Genomic DNA, 25467 nt, shown 5'->3' with positions numbered 1-25467 from the left:
AGGCGAGAATGGCTGCGAACGACACCAAGCTCATCGAGGCCCTGCGTTCCTCATTGAAAGAGACGGAACGGCTGCGTGCGCAGAACCGTTCTCTCGCCGAGGCGGCGCGCGAGCCGATCGCGATCGTCGGAATGGCCTGCCGCTACCCGGGCGAGGTCCTGTCACCGGAGGACCTGTGGGACCTGGTGGCCACGGGCGGGGACGCGATCGGGGAGTTCCCCGCTGATCGCGGCTGGGACCTCGACAAGCTGTACGACCCGGACCCCGACAGCCGTGGGACGTCCTACTCGCGGCACGGCGGTTTCCTGTACAGCGCGGGGGAGTTCGACCCCGGGTTCTTCGGGATCTCGCCGCGTGAGGCGTTGGCGATGGATCCGCAGCAGCGGTTGCTGCTGGAGGCGTCGTGGGAGGCGATCGAGCGGGCGGGTGTCGATCCGGCCGGGCTGCGTGGCAGCCGTACCGGCGTGTTCGCCGGGGTGATGTACCACGACTACGCCCCTCAGGTGTCCTCCGTGCCCCAGGAGTTGGAGGGCCTGGTCGGGACCGGTAACTCGGGCAGCATCGCCTCGGGCCGGGTGTCGTACACGTTCGGGTTCGAGGGCCCGGCGGTGACCGTGGACACGGCGTGCTCGTCGTCGCTGGTGGCGCTGCACCTGGCGGTGCAGGCGCTGCGGTCGGGGGAGTGCGACCTGGCGCTGGCCGGCGGTGTCACGGTGATGGCGACGCCGGGCACGTTCGTGGAGTTCTCGCGGCAGCGCGGGTTGTCCCCTGATGGGCGGTGCAAGGCGTTCTCGGCTTCGGCGGACGGCACCGGCTGGGCCGAGGGTGTCGGCATGCTGCTGGTGGAGCGGCTGTCGGACGCGCGGCGTAATGGCCACCGGGTGCTGGCGGTCGTCAAGGGTTCGGCGATCAACCAGGACGGTGCCAGTAACGGTCTGACCGCGCCGAACGGTCCCTCCCAGCAGCGGGTGATCCGGCAGGCCCTGGCCAACGCCGGGCTCGCGGCCGGAGACGTGGACGTGGTGGAGGCGCACGGGACCGGGACCAGCCTGGGTGACCCGATCGAGGCTCAGGCGTTGATCGCGACGTATGGCCAGGAGCGGGAACGGCCGCTGTGGCTGGGGTCGCTGAAGTCGAACATCGGTCACTCCCAGGCTGCGGCCGGGGTGGGTGGCGTGATCAAGATGGTCATGGCGATGCGGAACGGGGTTCTGCCGCAGACGTTGCACGTGGACCGGCCGTCGCCGCACGTGGACTGGTCGGCGGGTGCTGTTGAGCTGCTGACCGAGGCCCGGTCGTGGGACGTTCAGGATCATCCGCGTCGTGCCGCCGTCTCGTCGTTCGGGGTGAGCGGCACCAACGCGCATGTGATCATCGAGCAGGGTGAGGAGACCGACGCGGTCGCCGGCAACGACACGGGGCTGCCGGTGGTGCCGTGGCTGATCTCGGCGAAGACGCCCGAGGCGCTGGCGGGGCAGGCCGAGCGGCTCGCGTCATGGGTGGAGGAACGCCCGGAGCCGGACGCCGCCGGGGTCGCGTGGACGCTGGCGACCGGTCGTACCGTGCTGGAGCAGCGTGCGGTCGTGGTCGGGGCGGACCGTGACGAGTTACTGGCCGGGTTGCGGGCGCTGGCCTCGGATGGGGTTTCCGGGAGTGGTTCTGGCGGAAAGCTGGCGTTGCTGTTCGCCGGGCAGGGGAGCCAGCGGGTCGGGATGGGTCGGCAGCTGGCTGAGGCGTTCCCGGTGTTCGCCGAGACCCTGGAGGAGATCAACCAGTTCCTGCCGGTCCGTGAGGTGATGTTCGACGACCCGGATGGGGTGTTGAACGAGACGGGGATGACGCAGCCGGCGTTGTTCGCCTTCGAGGTTGCGCTGTATCGGCTGCTGGAGTCCTTCGGGGTCCGGGCGGGTGTGTTGGTCGGGCATTCGATCGGGGAGATCGCCGCCGCGCACGTGGCGGGGGTGTTCTCGCTGGCGGATGCGTGTGCGCTGGTGGCGGCCCGGGCCCGGTTGATGCAGGCTCTGCCGACGGGCGGTGCGATGCTGGCGATCGCCGCGCCCGAGGCGGAGGTTCTGCCGCTGCTGGGGGACCGGGTGGGGATCGCGGCGGTCAACGGTCCGGCTGCGGTGGTGGTCTCCGGCGACGCCGAGGTGATCGCGGAGATCGAGGGGCGGGTGAGTGTTCGGACGCGCAGGTTGCGGGTCTCGCACGCTTTCCACTCGCCGTTGATGGAGCCGATGCTGGCTTCCTTCGAGGAGGCCATCTCCGGGTTGACCTACCACGAGCCCACTCTTGCGATCGTTTCCAACGTGACCGGCCGGCTTGTTGAGCCGGGGCAGCTGACCACCCCTGGTTACTGGGTTGAGCACGTGCGGCAGGCTGTGCGGTTCGCCGACGGGGTGACGGCTTCAGGAGCGAGCCACTTCCTGGAGGTCGGCCCGGACGGGGTGCTGACCGGGCTGGCCCAGCAGAGCATCTCCGACGGCGTGTTCATCCCTGCCAGCCGCAAGGACCGCGATGAGGTCCGCTCTCTGATCGAGGCGCTCGGCCGGCTGCACACCCACAACATCGCCGTGGACTGGACCGCGGTACTGGCACCGGCCAGGCAGGTCGATCTGCCCACCTACGCCTTCCAGCACCAGCGGTACTGGATGTCGGCGCGGGCCGACGCCGGGGACATGGCCGGGGCCGGGCTCGCGGCAGTCGATCATCCGCTGCTGAGCGCGGTGACCGAGATCGCCGGCGGCGAGTCCGTGATCCTCAGCGGCCGGCTCTCCGTGGCCGCGCAGCCGTGGCTGGCCGACCACGCCGTCAACGGCACGATTCTCCTGCCCGGCACCGCGTTCCTGGAGCTGGCGCTGCAGGCCGGGGACGAGGTCGGTTGCCCGGTCGTACAGGAGCTCACCCTGCAGGCGCCGCTGCTGCTGCCCGCCGACGGCGGGCGCCAGCTGCAGGTGCTGGTCGGCAGCGGTGACGACGCCGGGGTGAGGCCGGTCTCGATCCACTCCCGCGCCGACGGCGACGCCCCCTGGGTGCTGCACGCCGACGGCACGCTGGCCGATGCCGCGTCCACGCACGTGGAAGGGCTGGAGCAGTGGCCGCCGTCCGGCGCCGCCGTGATCGACGTGTCCGACGCCTACGACCTCCTCCTGGACATGGGATACGAGTACGGGCCCGTCTTCCAGGGCCTGCAGGCGGCCTGGTCCCGAGACCGCGACGTCTTCGCCGAGGTCGCGCTGCCCGAGCAGGCGCACGCCGACGCGGCCAGGTCGGGACTGCACCCCGCCCTGCTGGACGCCGCCATGCACGCGCAGCTGATCGCCGGGGACGGGCAGACCGTCCTGCCGTTCTCCTGGGGCGGAGCGCGGCTGCACGCGGCCGGCGCGAGCAGCGTCCGGGTGCGGATCTCCCGCATCCGGGACACCTCCATCGCCCTGACCATCGCCGACGCCGACGGCGCGCCGGTGCTGTCGGTCGAGTCGCTGGCCGTGCGCCCTGTCTCGGCCGGTCAGCTCACCGCCGCTCGCGGCGACCACGCCGACGCGCTGTTCCGCGTGGACTGGACACCGCTCTCGCTCGCCCCCGCCGGGGCCGAGGAGCTGCCCGAGCTGACGGCCGTCGCCGAGGATGCCGCCGTGCCCGAGGCCGTGACGTACGTGGTGTCCGCGCCGGAGGGTGAGGTCCTCGACGCCGTCCACGAGATCACCGCCGAGGCCCTGGTCGTGATCCAGGAGTGGCTGGCCGACGAGCGGTTCACGTCGTCGCGGCTGGTCGTGGTGACGCGTGGTGCGGTGGCCGTGCAGGCCGCCGAGGGCCTGGACGTCGGTACGGCCCCGGTGTGGGGCCTGGTACGGGCGGCCGAGGCGGAGAATCCGGGCCGGTTCGTGCTGGTGGACGTGGACGGCAGCGCGGAGTCGTGGCGTGCCCTGGGTTCGGTGGTCGCTTCGGGGGAGCCGGAGGCGGCTGTTCGTGACGGGCAGGTGCGGGTTCCCCGGCTGGTGAAGGCGCAGGCGTCGGCCGGCGAGCCGGTGTTCGGCCCGGACGGCACGGTGCTGGTGACCGGTGGCACGGGCGGGCTGGGTGCCCTGGTGGCCCGGCACCTGGTGACGGCGCATGGAGTGCGCAGGCTGGTGCTGGTGAGCCGGCGTGGCCTGGAGGCGCCCGGCGCCGCTGACCTCGTGGCGGAGCTGGCCGAGCTGGGAGCCGAGGTCGCGGTCGAGGCCTGCGACGTGGCCGACCGGGAGGCGCTGGCCCGCGTTGTCGCTTCGGTGGCGGACTCGTTGACCGGGGTGGTGCACGCGGCCGGGGTGAGTGACAACGGCCTGGTGGGGTCGCTGTCGGTGGAGCGGCTCGCGCGGGTGCTGGGGGCCAAGGCGGCAGCGGCGTGGCATCTGCATGATCTGACGGCGGGTCTGGACCTGTCGGCGTTCGTGCTGTTCTCGTCGGCCGGTGGCCTGGTGCTGGCGGCGGGGCAGGCCAATTACGCGGCCGCGAACGTGTTCCTCGACGCCCTGGCGTCGTACCGGCGGTCGATGGGGTTGGTGGCGACGTCGCTGGCCTTCGGCCTGTGGGATACCGACGCGGGCATGGGCGGCGCGCTGGGCGAGGCCGACTTCGAGCGCATGCGGCGCCAGGGCCTGCCGGCGCTGTCGGTGGAGGAGGGGCTGGCGCTGTTCGACGCCGGGTCGGCCGGCGACACGGCGGTGCTGGTGCCGTTGCGGGTGGACGCGACGGCCCTGCGGAACCGCGGTGAAGGGCTTCCGGCACTGTTGCGCGGGCTCGTACGCGGTCCCGCGCGGCAGGTGGCGCGTGCGGCGGGAACGGGGCTGGCACGGCGGCTGGCAGGGATGGAGGCCGACCAGCGGGACCGGGCGCTGCTGGAGCTGGTTCGGCAGCAGGTCGCCAAGGTGCTCGGACACGCTTCGATGGACGCGGTCCAGCCGGATCGCGCCTTCCAGGAGCTGGGCTTCGACTCGCTGACCGCGGTGGAGTTCCGTAACCAGCTGATCGCCGCGACCGGGCTGCGGTTGCCGGCGACGTTGGTGTTCGACTTCCCGACGGCTGAGGCGGTGGCCGGGTATCTGGCGGGTGAGCTGGCCGGTGGGCGGTCGTCGGAGGCCGTGGTGGCCACCCCGATGGCGACGGACGAGCCGATCGCGATTGTGGGGATGGCGTGCCGGTATCCGGGGGGTGTGGTTTCGCCGGAGGGCTTGTGGGAGTTGGTGTTCTCGGGTCGAGATGCGGTTGGGGAGTTCCCCGCCGATCGCGGCTGGGACCTCGAGAAGCTGTATGACCCGGATCCGGACAGCCGTGGGACGTCGTATGCGCGGCATGGCGGGTTCTTGTATGACGCGGCGGAGTTCGATTCGGGATTTTTCGGGATTTCGCCGCGTGAGGCGTTGGCGATGGATCCGCAGCAGCGGTTGCTGCTCGAAACGTCGTGGGAGGCGGTTGAGCGGGCGGGGATCGATCCTCACGGGTTGCGGGGGAGTCGGACGGGTGTGTTCGCCGGGGTCATGTACCACGACTACGGTCTGGGCACTCCGGCGAACACCAGTGGCGGGAGTTTGGTGTCGGGCCGGGTCTCCTACACGTTGGGGTTGGAGGGCCCGGCGGTGACCGTGGACACCGCCTGTTCGTCGTCGTTGGTGGCGTTGCATTGGGCTGCTCAGGCGTTGCGGTCCGGTGAGTGTGATCTGGCGCTGGCCGGTGGTGTGACGGTGATGTCGACGCCGGGGATGTTCATCGAGTTTTCGCGGCAGCGGGGACTGGCGGCGGATGGGCGGTGCAAGGCTTTCTCGGCCTCGGCGGATGGTACGGGCTGGGGTGAGGGTGTCGGTGTGCTCCTGGTGGAGCGGCTGTCGGATGCGCAGCGCAATGGGCATCAGGTGCTGGCGGTCCTCAAGGGTTCGGCGATCAACCAGGACGGTGCGAGCAACGGGATCACGGCCCCGAATGGTCCTTCTCAGCAGCGGGTGATCCGGCAGGCGCTGGCGAACGCCGGGTTGTCGGCCGCCGATGTGGACGTGGTCGAGGCGCACGGGACCGGTACGACGCTGGGTGACCCGATCGAGGCTCAGGCTTTGCTCGCGACGTATGGCCAGGAGCGGGACCGGCCGTTGTGGCTGGGGTCGCTGAAGTCCAACTTCGGTCACACGCAGGCCGCCTCTGGTGTGGGCGGCGTGATCAAGATGGTCATGGCGATGCAGAACGGCTTCATGCCCCGGACCTTGCACGTGGACGAGCCGTCGCCGCACGTGGACTGGTCGGCCGGTGCCGTTGAGCTGCTGACCGACGCGCAGCCGTGGGAGCAGAACGGGCATGCCCGTCGTGCTGCGGTCTCCTCGTTCGGGATCAGCGGCACCAATGCGCATGTGATCATCGAGCAGGGGCCGGTTGTGGAGGAGCAGCCGGAGCCTGTGGACGAGCCGCCGGTGGTGCCGTGGCTGGTGTCGGCCAAGGACCCGCAGGCGCTTCAGGCTCAGGCGTCTCGACTGGCGTCGTGGCTGGAGGAGCGGCCGGAGCTGAAGACGGCCGATGCCGCGTGGTCGTTGGCCACGGGGCGGGCCGTGTTGGATCAGCGTGCGGTCGTGGTGGGCGCTGACCGTGACGAGCTGCTGGCCGGGTTGCGGGCGCTGGCCGAGGGCTCCCCGGAGGTGGCGGCTGGGGGCAGGCTGGCGTTGTTGTTCGCCGGTCAGGGGAGCCAGCGGGTCGGGATGGGCCGTCAGCTCGCTGAGGCGTTCCCGGTGTTCGCCGAGACGCTGGAGGAGATCAACCAGTTCCTGCCGATCCGTGAGGTGATGTTCAACGACCCGGATGGGGTGTTGAACGAGACGGGGATGACCCAGCCGGCGTTGTTCGCCTTCGAGGTGGCGTTGTACCGGCTGCTGGAGTCCTTCGGAGTGCGGGCGGATGTGCTGGTCGGGCATTCGATCGGGGAGATCGCCGCCGCGCACGTGGCCGGAGTGTTCTCGCTGGCCGATGCGTGCGCGCTGGTGGCGGCCCGGGCCCGGTTGATGCAGGCTCTCCCGACCGGCGGCGCGATGCTCGCGATCGCCGCACCCGAGGCGGAGGTTCTGCCGCTGCTGGAGGGCCAGGTCGGGATCGCGGCGGTCAACGGCCCCGCAGCCGTGGTGATCTCCGGAGACGCCCGAAAGATCGCTGAGATCGAGGAGCGGGTCAGTGTTCGGACGCGCAGGTTGCGGGTCTCGCACGCTTTCCACTCGCCGCTGATGGAGCCGATGCTCGCCGACTTCGAGCAGGCCATCACGGGTCTGACCTACCACGAACCCACTCTCGCGATCGTTTCCAACCTCACCGGCCAGTTGGCCGAGCCGGGCCAGCTGACCAGCCCGAGCTATTGGGTGGAGCACGTGCGCCAGGCCGTGCGGTTCGCCGACGGGGTGACGGCTGCGGAGGCCGGTTGCTTCCTGGAGGTCGGCCCGGACGGGGTGCTGACCGGGCTGGCTCAGCAGAGTATCTCCGACGGGGTGTTCATCCCCGCCACGCGGAAGGACCGGGATGAGGTCCGCGCGCTGATGGAGGCGCTTGGTCGGTTGCACACCCACGGCATTGCCGTGGACTGGACGGCGGTACTGGCCCCGGCCAGGCACGTCGATCTGCCCACCTATGCCTTCCAGCGGGAGCGGTACTGGGTCAACGCGCAGGTCGAGGCCCGTGAGATGAGTTCCGTCGGGCTGGCGGACGTGGACCATCCGCTGCTGGGCGCCATGACCGAAGTGGCCGCCGGAGAGTCCGTGGTCTTCAGCGGCCGGTTGTCGGTGGACACGCAGCCCTGGCTGGCCGATCACATGGTCAACGACACGATCCTGCTTCCCGGCACGGCGTTCCTGGAGCTGGCGCTGCACGCCGGGAACGAAGTGGGCTGCTCGCGCCTGCAGGAGCTCACTCTTCAGGCACCTTTGCTGCTGCCTGCGGATGCCAGTTGTCAGCTGCAGGTCGTGGTGGGCGCGAGCGACGAGTCCGGGACGAGGCCGGTCTCGATCCACTCCCGTGTCGAGACCGACGCCGCGGGCGCGTGGACGGGGCATGCCGAAGGCGCGCTGACCACGGCTCCGCCGGTGTCGGTGTCGGCGTCCAGGTTGGAGCAGTGGCCGCCGTCCGATGCCGTCGGGATCGATGTGGCGGACGCCTACGACATGCTGCTGGACCGCGGTTACGAATACGGGCCGGTCTTCCAGGGGCTGCAGGCGGCCTGGCGGCGCGGCGAAGAGATATTCGCCGAGGTCGCGCTGCCGGAGCAGGCATTCGCCGACGCGGGACGCTTCGGGATCCACCCGGCTCTGCTGGACGCCACGCTGCACGCGCAGCTGGTCGCCGGGGACGGGCCGACGGTCCTCCCGTTCTCCTGGGCCGGAGTGGATCTGCACGCGGCCGGCGCGACCAGCGTACGGGTGCGGATCTCCCCCTTGCGCGACAACGCCATCGCTCTGACCATCGCCGATCCCACCGGGGCTCCGGTCCTGTCCGTGGAGTCGCTCGCCGTACGCCCGATCTCGGCTGACCAGCTCGCCACGGCCAAGAGGAACAGCCTCGAGTCGCTGCACCACCTCGAGTGGAGCACAATTCCGGCCGATCCCGCGGCGCAGGTACCCACGTGGGCATTGCTTGAGGGACTCGCCGAAACCGCGACGGTTCCGGAGTGCGTGCTGGTGGCGGCCCCGGCCGGACGGGGAGCAGTACATGAGGTGCTGGGCCTGCTGCAGCAGTGGCTGGCCGACGAACGGTTCACGTCGTCGCGGCTGGTCGTCGTCACGCGTGGCGCGGTGGCGGCGAGTCCGGCGGATGTGCCGGAGCCGGCACAGGCGGCGGTGTGGGGCCTGGTACGGGCCGCGCAAGGCGAGCAGCCGGGCCGGTTCGTCCTGCTCGACCTGGACGACGACACACCTGAGGACATGATCGGCCGGGCGCTGGCCTGTGGTGAGGCCCAGGTGGCGGTGCGGGCCGGTGAGGTGTGGGCGCCGCGCCTGGCCCGGGCGGCGGTGCCCGAGGGCCTGAGGCCGGTGTTCGAGCCGGAGTCGACGGTGCTGGTCACCGGTGGTACGAGCGGTCTGGGTGCGCTGGTGGCCCGGCATCTGGTCACGGCGTACCAGGTGGGGCATCTGGTGCTGGTCAGCAGGCGGGGCGCGGACGCTCCGGGGGTCGCAGAACTGGTGGCGGAGCTGTCCGCGCTGGGCGCCGAGGTGAGTGTGGCCGCCTGCGACGTGAGCGACCGTGACGCCGTTGCCGAGCTGATCGCCTCCATGCAGCGTCCCCTGGCCGGTGTCGTGCACGCGGCCGGCGTCCTGGACGACGGCGTGATCACTTCCCTGACGTCCGAGCGGCTCGACACCGTCATGCGGCCCAAGGCCGACGCCGCCTGGCACCTGCACGAGCTGACCCGGGATCTCGACCTGTCGGCGTTCGTCCTGTTCTCCTCGATCGCCGGGGTGCTGGGTGGCCCTGGCCAGGGGAACTACGCGGCGGCGAACGCGTACCTGGACGCCCTGGCGGAACACCGAAAAGCACAGGGGCTGCCCGCGATCTCGCTGGCCTGGGGCCTGTGGAACACGGGCGGCATGACCGAAGAGCTGACCGAGGCCGACCTGCGCCGCATGGAGCGCGTGGGGCTGAAGCCGCTGTTGGAGGCAGAAGGGCTGACGCTCTTCGACGCCGCGCTGTGCTCCGATCGGCCGGTGCTGGTCGCGGCGCGGTTCGCGCAGGCCAGGAGCGCTCGCACCCAGCCGCGGCGGGCCGCCGCGGTCAACGGGCTCGCCGACCGGCTGGCCGCCATGGAGCCGGCCGAACGCCACTCGGCACTGTCGAACCTGGTGCGCCAGGAGGTGGCGACCGTCCTGGGCCACGCCTCGGCCGACGCGGTACAGCCCGATCGGACGTTCCAGGATCTCGGCTTCGACTCCCTCACCGCGGTCGAGTTCCGCAACCGGCTCACCACGGTCACCGGGCTGCGCCTGCCGGCCACGCTGATCTTCGACTACCCGACCGCCGCCGCGGTCGCCGATTACCTGGACTCGGAGCTGACGGGAGCCGCATCTGCGGCGTCCGTCGCCGTGGCCCGGACGGTGATCGACGACGAGCCGATCGCGATCGTGGGGATGGCCTGCCGCTATCCGGGTGGCGTGGTGTCTCCGGAAGGGCTGTGGGAGCTCGTCTCCTCCGGCACGGATGCGATCGGGGAGTTCCCCACCGACCGCGGCTGGGACCTCGGCAGGGTGTACGACCCCGACCCGGAGAGCAAGGGCACCTCCTACGTACGCCACGGCGGGTTCTTGTACGAGGCCGCCGAGTTCGACCCCGGGTTCTTCGGGATCTCGCCGCGTGAGGCGTTGACCATGGATCCGCAGCAGCGGCTGCTGCTGGAGACCTCGTGGGAGGCGCTTGAGCGCGCCGGCGTCAGTCCCGTCGCGCTGCGCGGCAGCCGGACCGGTGTGTTCGCCGGTGTGATGTATCACGACTACGGGCTGGGCACTCCGGCGTCGACCAGCGGCGGCAGCCTGGTGTCCGGGCGGGTGTCGTACACGTTCGGGTTCGAGGGCCCGGCGGTGACCGTGGACACGGCGTGCTCGTCGTCCCTGGTCGCGCTGCACCTGGCGGCGCAGGCGCTGCGGTCCGGTGAGTGCGATCTGGCGCTGGCCGGTGGTGTGACGGTGATGTCGACGCCGGGCACGTTCATCGAGTTCTCCCGCCAGCGCGGCCTGGCCACGGACGGCCGGTGCAAGTCCTTCGCCGCCGCGGCGGACGGTACCGGTTGGGGCGAGGGCGCCGGCGTGCTGCTGGTGGAGCGGCTGTCGGACGCGCGCCGCAACGGGCACCAGGTGCTGGCGGTCCTCAAGGGTTCGGCGATCAACCAGGACGGTGCGAGCAACGGGATCACGGCCCCGAACGGTCCTTCGCAGCAGCGGGTGATCCGGCAGGCGCTGGCGAACGCCGGGTTGTCTACCGGGGATGTGGACGTGGTCGAGGCGCACGGCACGGGCACCAAGCTCGGCGACCCGATCGAGGCCCAGGCGCTCCTCGCGACCTATGGCCAGGAGCGGGACAGGCCGTTGTGGCTGGGTTCGCTGAAGTCGAACTTCGGTCACACGCAGGCCGCGGCCGGTGTCGCCGGGGTCATCAAGATGGTGATGGCCATGCGCCATGGCCTCATGCCTCAGACCTTGCACGTGGACGAGCCGTCGCCGCACGTGGACTGGTCGGCCGGGGCTGTTGAGCTGCTGACCGAGGCCCGCCCGTGGGAGCGGCAGGACCGGCCGCGGCGGGCGGCGGTCTCCTCGTTCGGGATCAGCGGCACGAACGCTCACGTGATCATCGAGCAGGTTGACGCCGAGGTCGCGAGTGATGACGCGGTTCTCCCCATGGTGCCGTGGCTGATCTCGGCCAGGACCACCGAAGCGCTGCAGGCCCAGGTCCGGCGTCTGGAGTCGTGGGTCTCGGAGGAGACCTCGATCGCCGGTACGGGGGCGGCGCTGGCGTTGAACCGGGCGGTGCTGGAGCAGCGTGCGGTCGTGGTGGGCGCTGACCGTGACGAGCTGCTGGCCGGGCTGCGGGCGCTGGCCTCGGATGGGGTTTCCGAGAGTGGCTCTGGTGGCCGGCTGGCGCTGCTGTTCGCCGGCCAAGGAAGCCAGCGGGTCGGCATGGGCCGACAGCTCGCTGAGGCGTTCCCGGTCTTCGCCGAGACGCTGGAGGAGATCAACCAGCTCCTGCCGATCCGTGAGGTCATGTTCAACGACCCCGACGGGGTGTTGAACGAGACGGGCATGACCCAGCCGGCGTTGTTCGCCTTCGAGGTGGCGTTGTATCGGCTGCTGGAGTCCTTCGGGATCCGCGCTGATGTGCTGGTCGGGCATTCGATCGGGGAGATCGCCGCCGCGCACGTGGCCGGAGTGTTCTCGCTGGCCGATGCGTGCGCGCTGGTGGCGGCCCGGGCCCGGTTGATGCAGGCCCTGCCGACCGGCGGTGCGATGCTCGCGATCGCCGCACCCGAGGCGGAGGTTCTGCCCCTGCTGGAGGGCCAGGTCGGGATCGCGGCGGTCAACGGTCCGGCTGCGGTGGTGATCTCCGGAGACGCCCGAAAGATCGCTGAGATCGAGGAGCGGGTGAGCGCTCGGACACGCAGGTTGCGGGTCTCCCACGCCTTCCACTCCCCGCTGATGGAGCCGATGCTCGCCGACTTCGAGCAGGCCATCTCCGGTCTGACCTACCACGAGCCGACGGTCGCGATCGTTTCCAACCTCACCGGCCAGTTGGCCGAGCCGGGTCAGCTGACCAGCCCGAGCTATTGGGTGGAGCACGTGCGGCAGGCTGTGCGGTTCGCCGACGGGGTGACGGCTTCAGGAGCGAGCCACTTCCTGGAGATCGGCCCGGACGGGGTGCTGACCGGGCTGGCCCAGCAGAGCATCGCCGACGGCGTGTTCATCCCCGCCACCCGCAAGGACCGCGACGAGGTCCGTACCCTGGTCGAAGCCCTGGGACGGATGCACGCCTGTGGTCTGACCGTCGATTGGGAGGCGTTCTTCGCCCCCGTGGGGGCGCAGCGGGCGGACCTGCCCACCTACGCCTTCCAGCGGGAGCGGTACTGGGTGCCCGCCGCACAGGGCACCGGCGATGTGGACGCCGCAGGGCTGGGCGCCGTCGATCATCCGTTGCTGAGCGCGGTGACCGAGGTGGCCGGCGGCGAATCGGTGGTCTTCAGCGGCCGGCTGTCGCTGGCCACGCAGCCCTGGCTGGCCGATCACCTGGTCAACGGCATGGTCCTGCTTCCCGGCGCGGGCCTGGTGGAGCTGGCGGTTCGCGTCGGTGACGAGGTGGGCTGCTCGTGCCTGCAGGAGCTGACCCTGCAGGCCCCGCTGGTGGTGTCCGCCGAGGGCGGCGTGCAGCTGCAGGTGGTGGTCGGCGCGGTGGAGGAGTCCGGTCAGCGGTCGGTGAGCATTCATTCCCGGTCCGGTGACGGGGACGAGTGGGTCCGGCACGCCGAGGGCGTGCTGGCGGCCACGGCCGCGGAGCCGGGCTTCGACGTGGCGCAGTGGCCGCCGGCGGACGCGGCGCCGGTCGATGTCGAGGACCTGTACGAGAACCTGGCGGGGATCGGCCTGGAGTACGGCCCGCTCTTCCAGGGCCTGACGAGCGCGTGGACCCGGCCGGGCGAGGTGTTCGCCGAGATCACGCTGCCGGACCAGGCGCACGCCGAGGCGGCGCGGTTCGGGATGCATCCGGCCCTGCTGGACGCCGCGCTGCACGCCAGCGCTTTGGGCGATCTGCTGCCGACGCCCGAGCCGGGTCAGCCGTTCCTGCCCTTCGCCTGGTCGGGAGTGTCGCTGCACGCGACCGGAGCGACCGGCCTGCGCGTGAAGGCCACCAAGAACACCGCCGCCGGGAGCACCTCCGTCTCGCTGACCATCGCGGACGGCACCGGCGCGCCGGTGGCCGACATCGACGCGCTCACCGTCCGGCCGCTGTCCACCGGCCAGCTGCAAACGGGTCAGAACCCCCTCTACCAGGTGACCTGGACGAAGCCGGCCGAGGTTCCGGCGGCGCCCGTCGAAGTGGGCGAGTACCCGGACCTGGCGGCTCTGGGGGACGCGGTGCCGGAGTGGGCGTTCCTGGAGTGCCCGGCCACCGACCCCGCGACGGACATCCCCACCGCCGTACGGCAGGTCATCCGTCCCGTCCTGGAATCGGTGCGGGAGTGGCTGGCGGACGAGCGGTTCGCGTCGTCGCGGCTGGTCATCGTCACGCGTGGCGCGGCGGCGGTGCGGCCCGACGAGCCTGTGGACGTCGGCGTGGCCCCGGTATGGGGGCTGGTGCGGGCGGCCGAGGCCGAGAACCCGGGCCGGTTCGTCCTGGTGGACGTGGACGGCAGCGAGGAGTCCTGGCGCGCTCTGGGCGCGGTGGTCGCTTCCGGGGAGCCCGAGGCCGCTGTCCGCGAGGGCGAGGTGTGGGTGCCGCGGCTCGCGCGGGCCGCGAGCGCGGAAGGCGGGTCACCGGCGTTCGGGCCGGACGGCACGGTGCTGGTGACCGGTGGCACCGGCGGGCTCGGCGCGCTGGTCGCCCGGCACCTGGTGGTCACCCACGGAGTGCGGCACCTGCTTCTGGCCAGCCGCAGCGGGCCGGCGGCCGCGGGCGCGGCCGATCTGGTGGCCGAGCTGGGCGAGCTCGGGGCCGAGGTGTCGGTGGCGGCCTGCGATGTCGCCGACCGGGACGCGCTGGCCGAGGCGATCGCCTCCGTCCCTCAGCAGCATCCGCTGGTCGGCGTGGTGCACGCGGCGGGCGTGGCCGACAACGGGCTGGTGGGTTCGCTGTCGGCCGAGCGGATCGACGGGGTGCTGGGGGCGAAGGCCGACGGAGCCTGGCACCTGCACGAACTGACCCGGGATCTGGACCTGTCGGCGTTCGTGCTGTTCTCGTCGGCCGGCGGGTTGGTGCTGGCGGCCGGGCAGGCGGCGTACGCGTCGGCCAACGTGTTCCTGGACGCGCTGGCGGTGCACCGTCGCTCGCTGGGGCTGCCGGCGACGTCCTTGGCGTACGGGCTCTGGGACGCCGAGACCGGGCTGAGCGCCTGGCTGAGCGAGGCCGACCTGGAGCGGATGCGGCGTCAGGGTCTGCCGGCGCTGTCGGTGGACGAGGGCCTGGCGTCGTTCGACGCGGGCGTGGCCGCGGAGGCGGCGGTGCTGGTGCCGTTGCGGGTCGACGCGCAGGCACTGCGTTCGCGGGGTGACGGCCTTCCGGCGCTGCTGCGCGGGCTGGTACGCGGCTCGGCCCGGCGGGTGGCGCGCTCGGACGCGTCGGCGCTGGGGCGGCGGCTGGCCGGTCTGGAGCCGGCGGAGCGCCGGCAGGTGCTGCTGGAGCTGGTGCGCCAGGAAGTGGCGACCGTGCTGGGCCACGCCTCAGGGGACGCGGTGCAGCCCGATCGCGCCTTCCAGGAGCTGGGCTTCGACTCGCTGACCGCGGTGGAGCTGCGTAACCGGCTGAACGCCGTTTCCGGGCTGCGCCTGCCCGCCACGCTGGTCTTCGACTACCCGACCGCCGCCGCGGTCGCCGATTACCTGGACTCGGAGCTGACGGGTGTCGCGTCCGCGGCGTCCGTCGCCGTGGCCCGGACGGTGATCGACGACGAGCCGATCGCGATCGTGGGGATGGCCTGCCGGTATCCCGGTGGCGTGGTGTCTCCCGAAGGGCTGTGGGAGCTCGTACTCTCCGGTACGGACGCGATCGGGGAGTTCCCCACCGACCGCGGCTGGGACCTGGACAAACTGTACGATCCCGACCCCGACACCAGGGGCACCTCCTACGTACGCCACGGCGGGTTCTTGTACGACGCGGGGGAGTTCGACCCCGGGTTCTTCGGGATCTCGCCGCGTGAGGCGCTGGCGATGGACCCGCAGCAGCGGCTGCTCCTCGAAACCTCGTGGGAGGCCCTGGAGCGGGCCGGAATGGACCCGCACGGGCTGCGCGGCAGCAGGACCGGCGTGTTCTCCGGCGTCATGTACCACGACTACGCCTCTCAGCTCACTTCGGTGCCGGAGGAGCTGGAAGGGCTGATCGGCACCGGCAACTCGGGCAGTGTCGCCTCCGGCCGGGTGTCGTACACCTTCGGCTTCGAGGGCCCCGCGGTGACCGTGGACACGGCCTGCTCGTCGTCGCTGGTGGCGCTGCACCTGGCGGTGCAGGCGCTGCGGTCCGGCGAGTGCGACCTGGCCCTCGCCGGCGGCGTGACCGTGATGGCGACGCCGGGCACGTTCATCGAGTTCTGCCGGCAGCGCGGCCTGTCCACCGACGGCCGCTGCAAGGCGTTCTCGGCCGAGGCGGACGGCGCCGGCTGGAGCGAAGGCATCGGGGTGCTGCTGGTGGAGCGCCTGTCGGACGCGCAGCGCGACGGCCACCAGGTGCTGGCGGTCATTCGCGGTACGGCGGTCAACCAGGACGGCGCCAGCAACGGCCTGACCGCCCCGAACGGCCCGTCCCAGCAGCGGGTGATCCGCCAGGCCCTGGCCAACGCCGGGCTGTCGGCCACAGATGTGGACGTGGTCGAGGCGCACGGCACGGGGACCCCGCTGGGTGACCCGATCGAGGCCCAGGCGCTGCTCGCCACCTATGGCCAGGACCGGGGCCAGCCGGTGTGGCTGGGGTCGATCAAGTCGAACATCGGCCACACGCAGGCCGCCGCCGGCGCGGCGGGCGTCATCAAGATGGTCATGGCGATGCGCAACGGCGTGCTTCCCAGGACCTTGCACGCGGACGAGCCCAGCCCGCACGTGGACTGGTCGGCGGGCGCGCTGGAACTGCTGAACGAGCGGCAGCCGTGGAACCGGCAGGACCGCCCGCGCCGGGCAGCGGTCTCCTCCTTCGGCGTCAGCGGCACGAACGCGCACGTGGTGCTGGAGGAGCCGCCGATCGAGGCCCCGGTGGAGCCGGAGCCCGTTGACGAGCCGCCGGTGGTGCCGTGGGTGCTGTCGGGCCGTAGCGCGGAGGCGTTGCGGGCCCAGGCGGGCCGGTTGGCCGATGCGGTGACCGGGATCCGACCGGCAGATGTCGGCTGGTCGTTGCTCGGCCGCTCGGCGTTCGACCACCGCGCGGTGGTGATCGGCGCCGACCAGGAGGAACTGCTGGCCCGGCTGGAAAGGCTGGACGAGGGCGCGGTGCGGGGCGTGGCCGGGCCGGGTGGCAAGACGGCCTTCGTCTTCCCCGGTCAGGGGTCGCAGTGGCTCGGCATGGGCGTCGAACTGCTGGACGACTCGCCGGTGTTCGCGGCGCGGATGGCGGAGTGCGAGGCGGCGCTGTCGGAGTTCGTGGACTGGTCCCTCACAGAGGTGCTGCGCAGCGGGGAGGGACTGGACCGGGTCGATGTGGTGCAGCCGGTCCTGTGGGCCGTGATGGTGTCCCTGGCCGAGGTGTGGCGCTCGCTCGGGGTGACACCGGCCGCCGTGGTCGGTCACTCCCAAGGGGAGATCGCCGCCGCAGTCGTGGCGGGCGCGCTGTCGCTTCAGGACGGCGCCCGGGTGGTCGCGCTGCGGAGCCAGGCCATCGTGGCGCTGGCGGGACAGGGCGGCATGGCATCGATCCCGCTACCGGCTGCAGAAGTGACCGCAGACGACCGGATCTCCATCGCGGCCGTGAACGGACCTTCTTCGACAGTGGTGTCAGGAGACGCGGACGCCATTGAGGAATTGATTGACGGTTATGAGGCCCAGGGAGTGCGGGCGCGGCGGATCGAGGTGGACTACGCCTCGCATTCGGCGCATGTCGAGGCGATCGAGGACGAGCTGGCGAGGCTGCTGGCCCCGGTAACGCCGCAAACGAGCGAGGTTCCGTGGTACTCGACCGTCCGGCAGTGCTGGCTGACCGGGACCGAGGTGGACGCCGCGTACTGGTACGAGAACCTGCGGCAGACGGTGTGGTTCGCCCCGGCGGTGAGTGAGCTGGCGGGTTCGGGCTTCCGGTTCTTCGTGGAGGTCAGCGCGCATCCGGTGGTGCAGATCGGGATGCGCGAGGCGGTCGAGGAGGCCGGCGCCGAGGCGGTCGTGGTGGGTACGCTGCGCCGCGACGACGGTGGCCTGCGCAGGCTGTGGACGAGCGCCGCCGAGCTGTGGGTACGCGGCGCGGAGATCGACTGGGCCGGTGTGTACGAGCCCGCCCGGCCGAACCAGGTCGAACTGCCCACCTACGCCTTCCAGCACCAGCGCTTCTGGCTGCTGGAGTCGGCCGGTGCCGGCGACGCGGAGAGCCTCGGCCTCAGGGCCACGGGACACCCGCTGCTCGGCGCGGTCACGGGCCTCGCCGACGGCGGAGCGGTGGTCCTCACCGGCCGCGTGTCGATCGCCACCCACCCGTGGCTGGCCGACCACGCCGTCAACGGGCAGGTGTTCCTCCCCGGCACGGGCTTCGTGGAGCTGGCCATCAGGGCCGGCGACGAGGCCGGCTGCGACCTGCTCGAAGAGCTCACCCTGCAGGCGCCGCTCGTCGTGCCCGAGCGCGGCGCGGTCCAGCTCCAGGTCGCCGTCAGCGCCCCGGACGAGGACGGCCGCCGGCGGCTGGGGATCTACTCCCGCCTCCACGGCGCGCAGGACGAGCCCTGGACCCAGCACGCCGCCGGAACGCTGACGCGAGCCGGCGTGACGGCGCCGGAGCCCGAGAGCGTCTGGCCGCCGGAACGGGCAGAGGCGGTGGCGCTGGACGGCCTGTACGACCAGTTCGCCGCCATGGGCCTCGGCTACGGCCCCGCCTTCCGCGGGCTCCGGGCCGCATGGCGCAAGGGCGACGAGGTCTTCGCCGAGCTGGCGTTGCCGGAGGAGATGGCGCGCGACGCGGCCCGGTTCGGGCTGCACCCGGCGCTGTTCGACGTGGCGCTGCACGCCACCGCACTCGGCGGGTTCGCGCCGGACGCGGAGCCCGGCCGCCCGTCCCTGCCGTTCGCCTGGAGCGGCGTGGCGCTGCACGCCTCCGGCGCCACGAAGCTCCGCGTACGGATCTCCTTGCGGGCACAGGGCGCGGTTTCCGTGACATTGACGGACACGGGCGGCCTGCCCGTGGCCACGGTCGCCTCGCTCGCGGTGCGTCCGGTGTCCACCGGCCAGCTGGAGACCACCCCGGCGGCCAGGAGCAGGAACAAGCTGTTCCAGGTCGACTGGGTGCCGGTGGAGTTGAGCGCGACGGGCGACCCGCAAGAGATCCTGGCAGGGCTCGCCGAGGTCGGGACGGTTCCGGAATGCGTGCCGGTGGCGGCTCCGGCCGGTGTGCACGAGACGCTGGACCTGCTGCAGGAGTGGCTGGCGGACGAGCGGTTCACGTCGTCGCGGCTGGCCGTCGTCACGCGTGGCGCGGTGGCGGCAGGTCCGGCGGACGTGCCGGATCCGGCACAGGCGGCGATCTGGGGCCTGGTACGGGTCGCGCAGGCCGAGCAGCCGGGCCGGTTCGTCCTGCTCGACCTGGACGACGACACGCCCGAGGACGTGATCGGCCAGGCACTGGCCGGCGACGAGGCCCAGGTGGCCGTGCGGGCCGGTGAGGCGCGGGTCCCGCGCCTGGCGCGGGCGGCGGTGCCGGAAGGCCGGGCGCCGGTGTTCGGGCCGGAGTCGACGGTGCTGGTCACCGGCGGTACGAGCGGTCTGGGCGCGTTGGTGGCCCGGCACCTGGTCACGGTGTACCAGGTGGGGCGTCTGGTGCTGGTCAGCAGGCGCGGGCCGGATGCTCCGGGGGCCGCGGACCTGGTGGCCGAGCTGTCCGCGCTGGGCGCGGAGGTGAGCGTCGCCGCCTGCGACGTGGCCGACCGTGAGGCCTTGGCGGCGTTGGTGACCTCGGTGGCGGACTCGCTGACCGGCGTCGTGCACGCGGCCGGCGTCCTGGACGACGGGGTGATCACGTCCCTGACGTCCGAACGGCTCGACACGGTCATGCGACCCAAGGCCGACGCCGCCTGGCACCTGCACGAGCTCACCCGCGATCTGAACCTGTCCGCGTTCGTCCTGTTCTCTTCCCTGGCAGGCGTGATGGGAGGCGCGGGCCAGGGCAACTACGCGGCGGCGAACGCGTACCTGGACGCCCTGGCGGAGCACCGCAGAGCACAGGGGCTGCCCGCGATCTCGCTGGCCTGGGGCCTGTGGAGGGAAGGCGGGCTCGCGGAGCTCGACGACGCCGCCCTGCGGCGGCTCGCACGCTCCGGCGTCGACCCGTTGTCGGCCGAGGACGGGCTGGCCCTGCTCGACGCCGCGCTGGGCACCGACCGGGCCACGCTGGTCCCCGCCCAGCTGAACCTCAAGGTCCTCGGAGCCCACGCGGACATGCTGCCCCCGCTGCTGCGCGGGCTCGTGTCCGGTCCCGCCAGGCGCGTGGTGACGGCCGCGTCGGAGGCCGCCGCCACGCTGAAGCAGCAGCTGGCGAGCATGCCGCCGGCCGGACAGCAGTCCGTGCTGGAAGATCTGGTACGCGATCAGCTGGCCGTGGTGCTCGGCTTCGCCGACCGGTCGGCCCTCGACGAGGGCATGTCGTTCCAGGAGCTGGGCTTCGACTCGCTGATGGCGGTGGAGTTCCGCAACCGGCTCAGCGAGGTCACGGGCATCCGGCTGCCGGCGACGCTGGTCTTCGACTATCCCACCCAGGCGGCGCTCGTCAGGTTCCTGTCCGGCGAGCTGCTGGGTACGCGTGAGGTCGCGGTCACGGCACGGACGTCGGCGGCCGACGACGAGCCCATCGCGATCGTCGGCATGGCCTGCCGCTACCCCGGCGGGGTCGCCTCGCCCGAGGATCTGTGGCGGCTGGTGGCGCAGGCCGGGGACGCCGTGGGCGAGTTCCCGGCGGACCGAGGCTGGGATCTGGACAGGCTCTACGACCCGGACCCCGGCAACCGGGGCACCTCGTACGCCCGGCACGGCGGCTTCCTGTACGACGCCGCCGAGTTCGACCCCGGCTTCTTCGGGATCTCGCCGCGTGAGGCGCTGGCCATGGACCCGCAGCAGCGGCTGCTGCTCGAAACCTCATGGGAAGCGCTCGAACGCGCCGGAATCGATCCCCATGGGCTGCGGGGCAGCCGGACGGGTGTGTTCGCCGGTGTGATGTACCACGACTACGCGTCCCAGCTGTCCTCGGTGCCAGAAGAGCTGGAAGGCCTGATCGGCACCGGCAACTCGGGCAGCGTCGCCTCCGGCCGGGTGTCGTACACCTTCGGCTTCGAGGGCCCCGCGATGACCGTGGACACCGCGTGCTCGTCGTCCCTGGTCGCGCTGCACCTGGCGGTTCAGGCGCTGCGGTCGGGGGACTGCGACCTGGCGCTGGCAGGCGGCGTGACCGTGATGGCCACGCCGTGGACGTTCATCGAGTTCGCCCGGCAGCGCAACCTCTCCGTGGACGGCCGGTGCAGGGCGTTCGGCGAGGCCGAGGGCGGCGTCGGGCTGTCGGAGGGCGCGGGCATGCTGCTGGTGGAGCGGCTGTCGGACGCGCGCCGCAACGGCCACCAGGTGCTGGCGGTCGTCCGCGGATCCGCGGTCAACCAGGACGGTGCCAGCAACGGCCTGACCGCCCCGAACGGCCCCTCCCAGCAGCGGGTGATCCGCCAGGCCCTGGCCAACGCCGGACTGTCGGCCGCGGACGTGGACGCGGTCGAGGCGCACGGCACGGGCACGGTGCTCGGCGACCCGATCGAGGCCCAGGCGCTGATCGCGACCTACGGCCAGGAGCGGGACCAGCCCCTGTGGCTCGGCTCGATCAAGTCGAACATCGGCCACTCCCAGGCCGCCGCGGGCGTCGCGGGCGTGATCAAGATGGTGATGGCGCTGCGGAACGAGACGCTGCCGCAGACCCTGCACGCGGACGAGCCGTCCACACACGTGGACTGGACGGCCGGCGCGGTGCGGCTGCTCACCGACGCGCAGCCCTGGCAGCGGAACGGGCACGCGCGCCGCGCCGGCATCTCCTCCTTCGGGATCAGCGGCACGAACGCCCACGTCGTCCTGGAGGAGTCCCCGGTCGCGCCCGAGCCGGAGCCCGCCGGCGAGCTGCCCATGGTTCCGTGGGTGCTGTCGGGACGCAGCGAGCAGGCGCTGTCGGCGCAGGCCGGACGGCTCCGCTCCTGGATCGAGTCGCGGCCCGAGCTGGACGTGGCCGATGTCGGCTGGTCGCTGGCGGCGGGCCGGTCGGTGCTGGAGCACCGCACGGTGATCACCGGCGCGGACCGCGCCGAACTGCTCGAAGCACTGGCGGCGCTGGCCGACGGCAGCCCGGACGAGCCGAGGACCCAGACGGGGCTGGTGCGCTCGCGGGCCAAGCTGGCACTGCTGTTCGCCGGTCAGGGCAGCCAGCGGGTCGGGATGGGCCGACAGTTGGCCGAGGCGTTCCCGGTCTTCGCCGAGACCCTGGAAGAGATCAACCAACTGCTGCCGATCCGCGAGGTGATGTTCGACGACCCCGATGGGGTGTTGAACGAGACGGGGATGACTCAGCCGGCGTTGTTCGCCTTCGAGGTGGCGTTGTACCGGCTGCTGGAGTCCTTCGGGGTCCGCGCTGATGTGCTGGTCGGGCACTCGATCGGCGAGATCGCCGCCGCACACGTGGCCGGAGTCTTCTCGCTGGCCGACGCATGCGCGCTGGTCGCGGCCAGGGCCCGGCTGATGCAGGCTCTCCCGACCGGCGGCGCGATGCTCGCGATCGCCGCACCCGAGGCAGAGGTTCTGCCGCTGCTCGAGGGCCAGGTCGGGATCGCGGCGGTCAACGGCCCCGCAGCCGTGGTGATCTCCGGCGACGCCGAGATGATCGCGGAGATCGAGGGGCGGGTCAGCGCTCGGACACGCAGGTTGCGAGTCTCCCACGCCTTCCACTCGCCGCTGATGGAGCCGATGCTCGCCGACTTCGAGCAGGCCATCTCCGGTCTGACCTACCACGAGCCGACGGTCGCGATCGTTTCCAACCTCACCGGCCAGATCGCCGAACCGGGCCAGCTGACCACCCCGACCTATTGGGTGGAGCACGTGCGCCAGGCCGTGCGGTTCGCCGACGGGGTCGCTGCCGCTCGTGCCGCCGGGGCGAAGGTGTGGGTGGAGGTCGGTCCGGACACCACTCTGACCGCGCTGGCCCAGCAGAGCCTGGAGGACGGCGCTTTCGTACCGGCCGCGCGCAAGGACCGCGACGAGACCCGTACGTTCGTCGAGGCCCTGGGCCGGATGCACGCGAACGGCGTCGCCGTCGGCTGGGAAGCGTTCTTCGCGCCGGCCCGCCCGTCCCGGGTGGACCTGCCCACGTACGCCTTCCAGCACGAGCGCTACTGGCTCCAGCCCGGCCCCGACACCGGCGACGTCACCACTGCGGGCCTGGGCGCCGTCGAGCACCCGCTGCTCAGCGCGGCGACCGAGGTGGCCGGCGGCGAGACGGTGATCTTCAGCGGGCGGCTGTCGGTCGCCACGCACCCCTGGCTGGCCGACCACGTCGTGGGCGGCAGCGTCATCGTGCCGGGCACCGCGCTCGTCGAGCTGGCCGTCCGGGCCGGGGACGAGAGCGGCTGCCCGCACCTCCAGGAGCTCACCCTGCAGACCCCTCTGGTTCTGCCCGAGGGCGGCGGCGTCCAGCTCCAGCTGGTGTCCACCGCCACCGAGGAGCCGGGCCGCAGGTCGCTGGCGATCCACTCCCGTACGCAGGACGCGACCGAGTGGACCCAGCACGCCCAGGCCACGCTCACCGCGACCGTGCCCGAGCCGGACATCGACCTGCGGCAGTGGCCGCCCGCCGGCGCGGAGCCGGTCCCGGTCCAGGACCTCTACGACGACATGCTCGCGATCGGACTGGACTACGGGCCGACGTTCCAGGGGCTGACAAGCGCCTGGGAGCGGGGCGGCGAGGTGTTCGCCGAGATCGTCCTGCCCGAGGAGGCGCACGCGGACGCCGGGCGGTTCGTGTTGCACCCCGCCCTGCTGGACGCCGCGCTGCACGCCACCGCCCTGGGTGGTCTGCTGCCGCGGCCCGAGCCGGGGCGGCCGTACCTGCCGTTCGCATGGTCGGGCGTGTCCCTGCTCGCGGCGGGAGCGACCAGCCTGCGCGTCAAGATCGCCAACGTCGGCGGCGCTGCCATCACGCTGAGCATCGCCGACGAGCTCGGCGCGCCGGTCGCCGCCGTCGAGACCCTCACCCTGCGCCCGATGGCCGGCGGCCGGCAAGGCGGCGGGAACCAGGGCACCCTGCACCAGATCGAGTGGACCCGGCTCCCCGACGCGCCCGCGTCCGAGACGCCGCGCTGGGCGCTGCTCGGTGCCGACGACCTCGGCACCGGCCGCGTCACCTATCCGGACCTGGCCACTCTGGTCTCGCTGCACGACCCGGCCGATCTCCCGGAGGCGGTTCTGACCGGCCCCTCCGCCGGGCAGGACCATCACGCGGCGACGCACGGCGTCCTCGAACTGCTGCAGAGCTGGCTGGCGGAGGAGCACCTCGCGTCGTCCCGGCTCGTCATCCTCACGCGCGGCGCCCTCGCCACCACCGCCGGCGAGAGCCCGGACCTCGCCCAGGCGGCGGTCGGCGGCCTCGTGCGGGCCGCGCAGGCCGAGCAGCCCGGCAGGTTCGTGCTGCTGGACCTGGACGGTGACACGTCCGAGGACGTGATCGGCCGGGCGCTGGCGTCGGGTGAGTCGCAGCTCGCGGTGCGGGCGGGCGAGCTGTGGGTGCCGCGGCTGGGCCGGGCCACGGATCTGGAGGATCGGGGCCCGGTGTTCGGGCCGGGGGGCACGGTGCTGGTCACCGGTGGCACGGGCGGGCTGGGTGCGTTGGTGGCCCGGCACCTCGTCACCGAGCACGAGGTCAGGCGGTTGGTGCTGGTCAGCCGTCGTGGCCTGGGAGCGCCGGGCGCGGCCGAGCTGGTGGCCGAGCTCTCGGAGCTGGGTGCGGAGGTGGAGGTGGCGGCCTGCGACGTGGCCGACCGTGAGTCGCTGGCGGCGACGGTCGCCTGGGTGGCGGACTCGCTCACCGGTGTCGTGCACACGGCCGGTGTTCTGGACGACGGGGTGATCACGTCCCTGACGTCCGAGCGTCTTGACACGGTCCTGCGGCCCAAGGCCGATGCCGCCTGGCACCTGCACGAGCTGACACGAGGGCTCGACCTGCGGGCGTTCGTGCTGTTCTCCTCGATGTCGGGAGCGCTGGGAGGAGCGGGCCAGGGCAACTACGCCGCGGCGAACGCGTTCCTCGACGCGCTGGCCCAGCTGCGGGCCGCCGAAGGGCTGGCGGGCACGTCCCTGGCCTGGGGGCTGTGGGAGCAGGGCGGTATGTCCGGCGAGCTGACCGAGGCCGACCTGCGCCGCCTGGCGCGCATGGGCGTGGCGCCGCTGTCCGCGGCCGACGGGCTGGAGCTGTTCGACACCGCGGTCACGTCCGGCCGGTCACTGCTCATCCCGGCCCGATTCGTCCAGGCCCGCGCCAGTGCGCGGACCTCCATGCGGCGGGCGGGAACCACCGACGGGCTCGCCGAGCGGCTGTCCGCGATGGAGCCGGCCGAGCGGCGGTCGGCGCTGTCGGACACCGTTCGCGGCCAGGTGGCGGCCGTCCTCGGGTTCTCCGACGGATCCGCCATCGACCCGCAGCGCCCGTTCCAGGACCTCGGGTTCGACTCCCTGACCGCGGTCGAGTTCCGCAACCAGCTCGGCCGGGCCACGGGCCTGCGGCTGCCCGCCACCCTCGTCTTCGACTACCCCACCCCGGTGGCCCTGACCGACCACCTCATGGGGTACTTCGGCGAAGCCGGGGCGGAGAACGAGGAGGCCGGCATCCTGCGGATCTTCGCGGAGCTGGACCAGATCCAGGATTCACTGACCACACTCGCCGAGGACAGCACGGTGCGCGCCAGGCTCACCGCGCGCCTCAAAGAGCTCCTGTCGGGCCTGAACGGCACGGGCGAGTCGGACGTTGCGGACCAGCTCGAGTCCGCCAGCGACGACGAGATGTTCGCCTTCATCGACAACGAGCTCGAGATCTCTTGACAGT

Annotated in this window: 1 protein-coding gene; it reads left to right on the top strand. The window is 72.2% G+C overall.

The genetic code is table 11. From position 1 onward, the window contains the following. Positions 1–8 precede the first annotated feature (8 nt). Positions 9–25463: an SDR family NAD(P)-dependent oxidoreductase gene (locus ABZX61_RS30535; RefSeq protein ID WP_355199601.1), complete on the top strand. Its 25455-nt coding sequence runs from the start codon at positions 9–11 to the stop codon at positions 25461–25463. Positions 25464–25467: the final 4 nt, after the last annotated feature.

The organism is Nonomuraea sp. NPDC003709 (assembly GCF_040610775.1).
Classification (GTDB): domain Bacteria; phylum Actinomycetota; class Actinomycetes; order Streptosporangiales; family Streptosporangiaceae; genus Nonomuraea; species Nonomuraea angiospora_A.
Note: the sequence above shows the minus strand (reverse complement) of the source record. Positions and strands in the feature narration are given on the sequence as shown.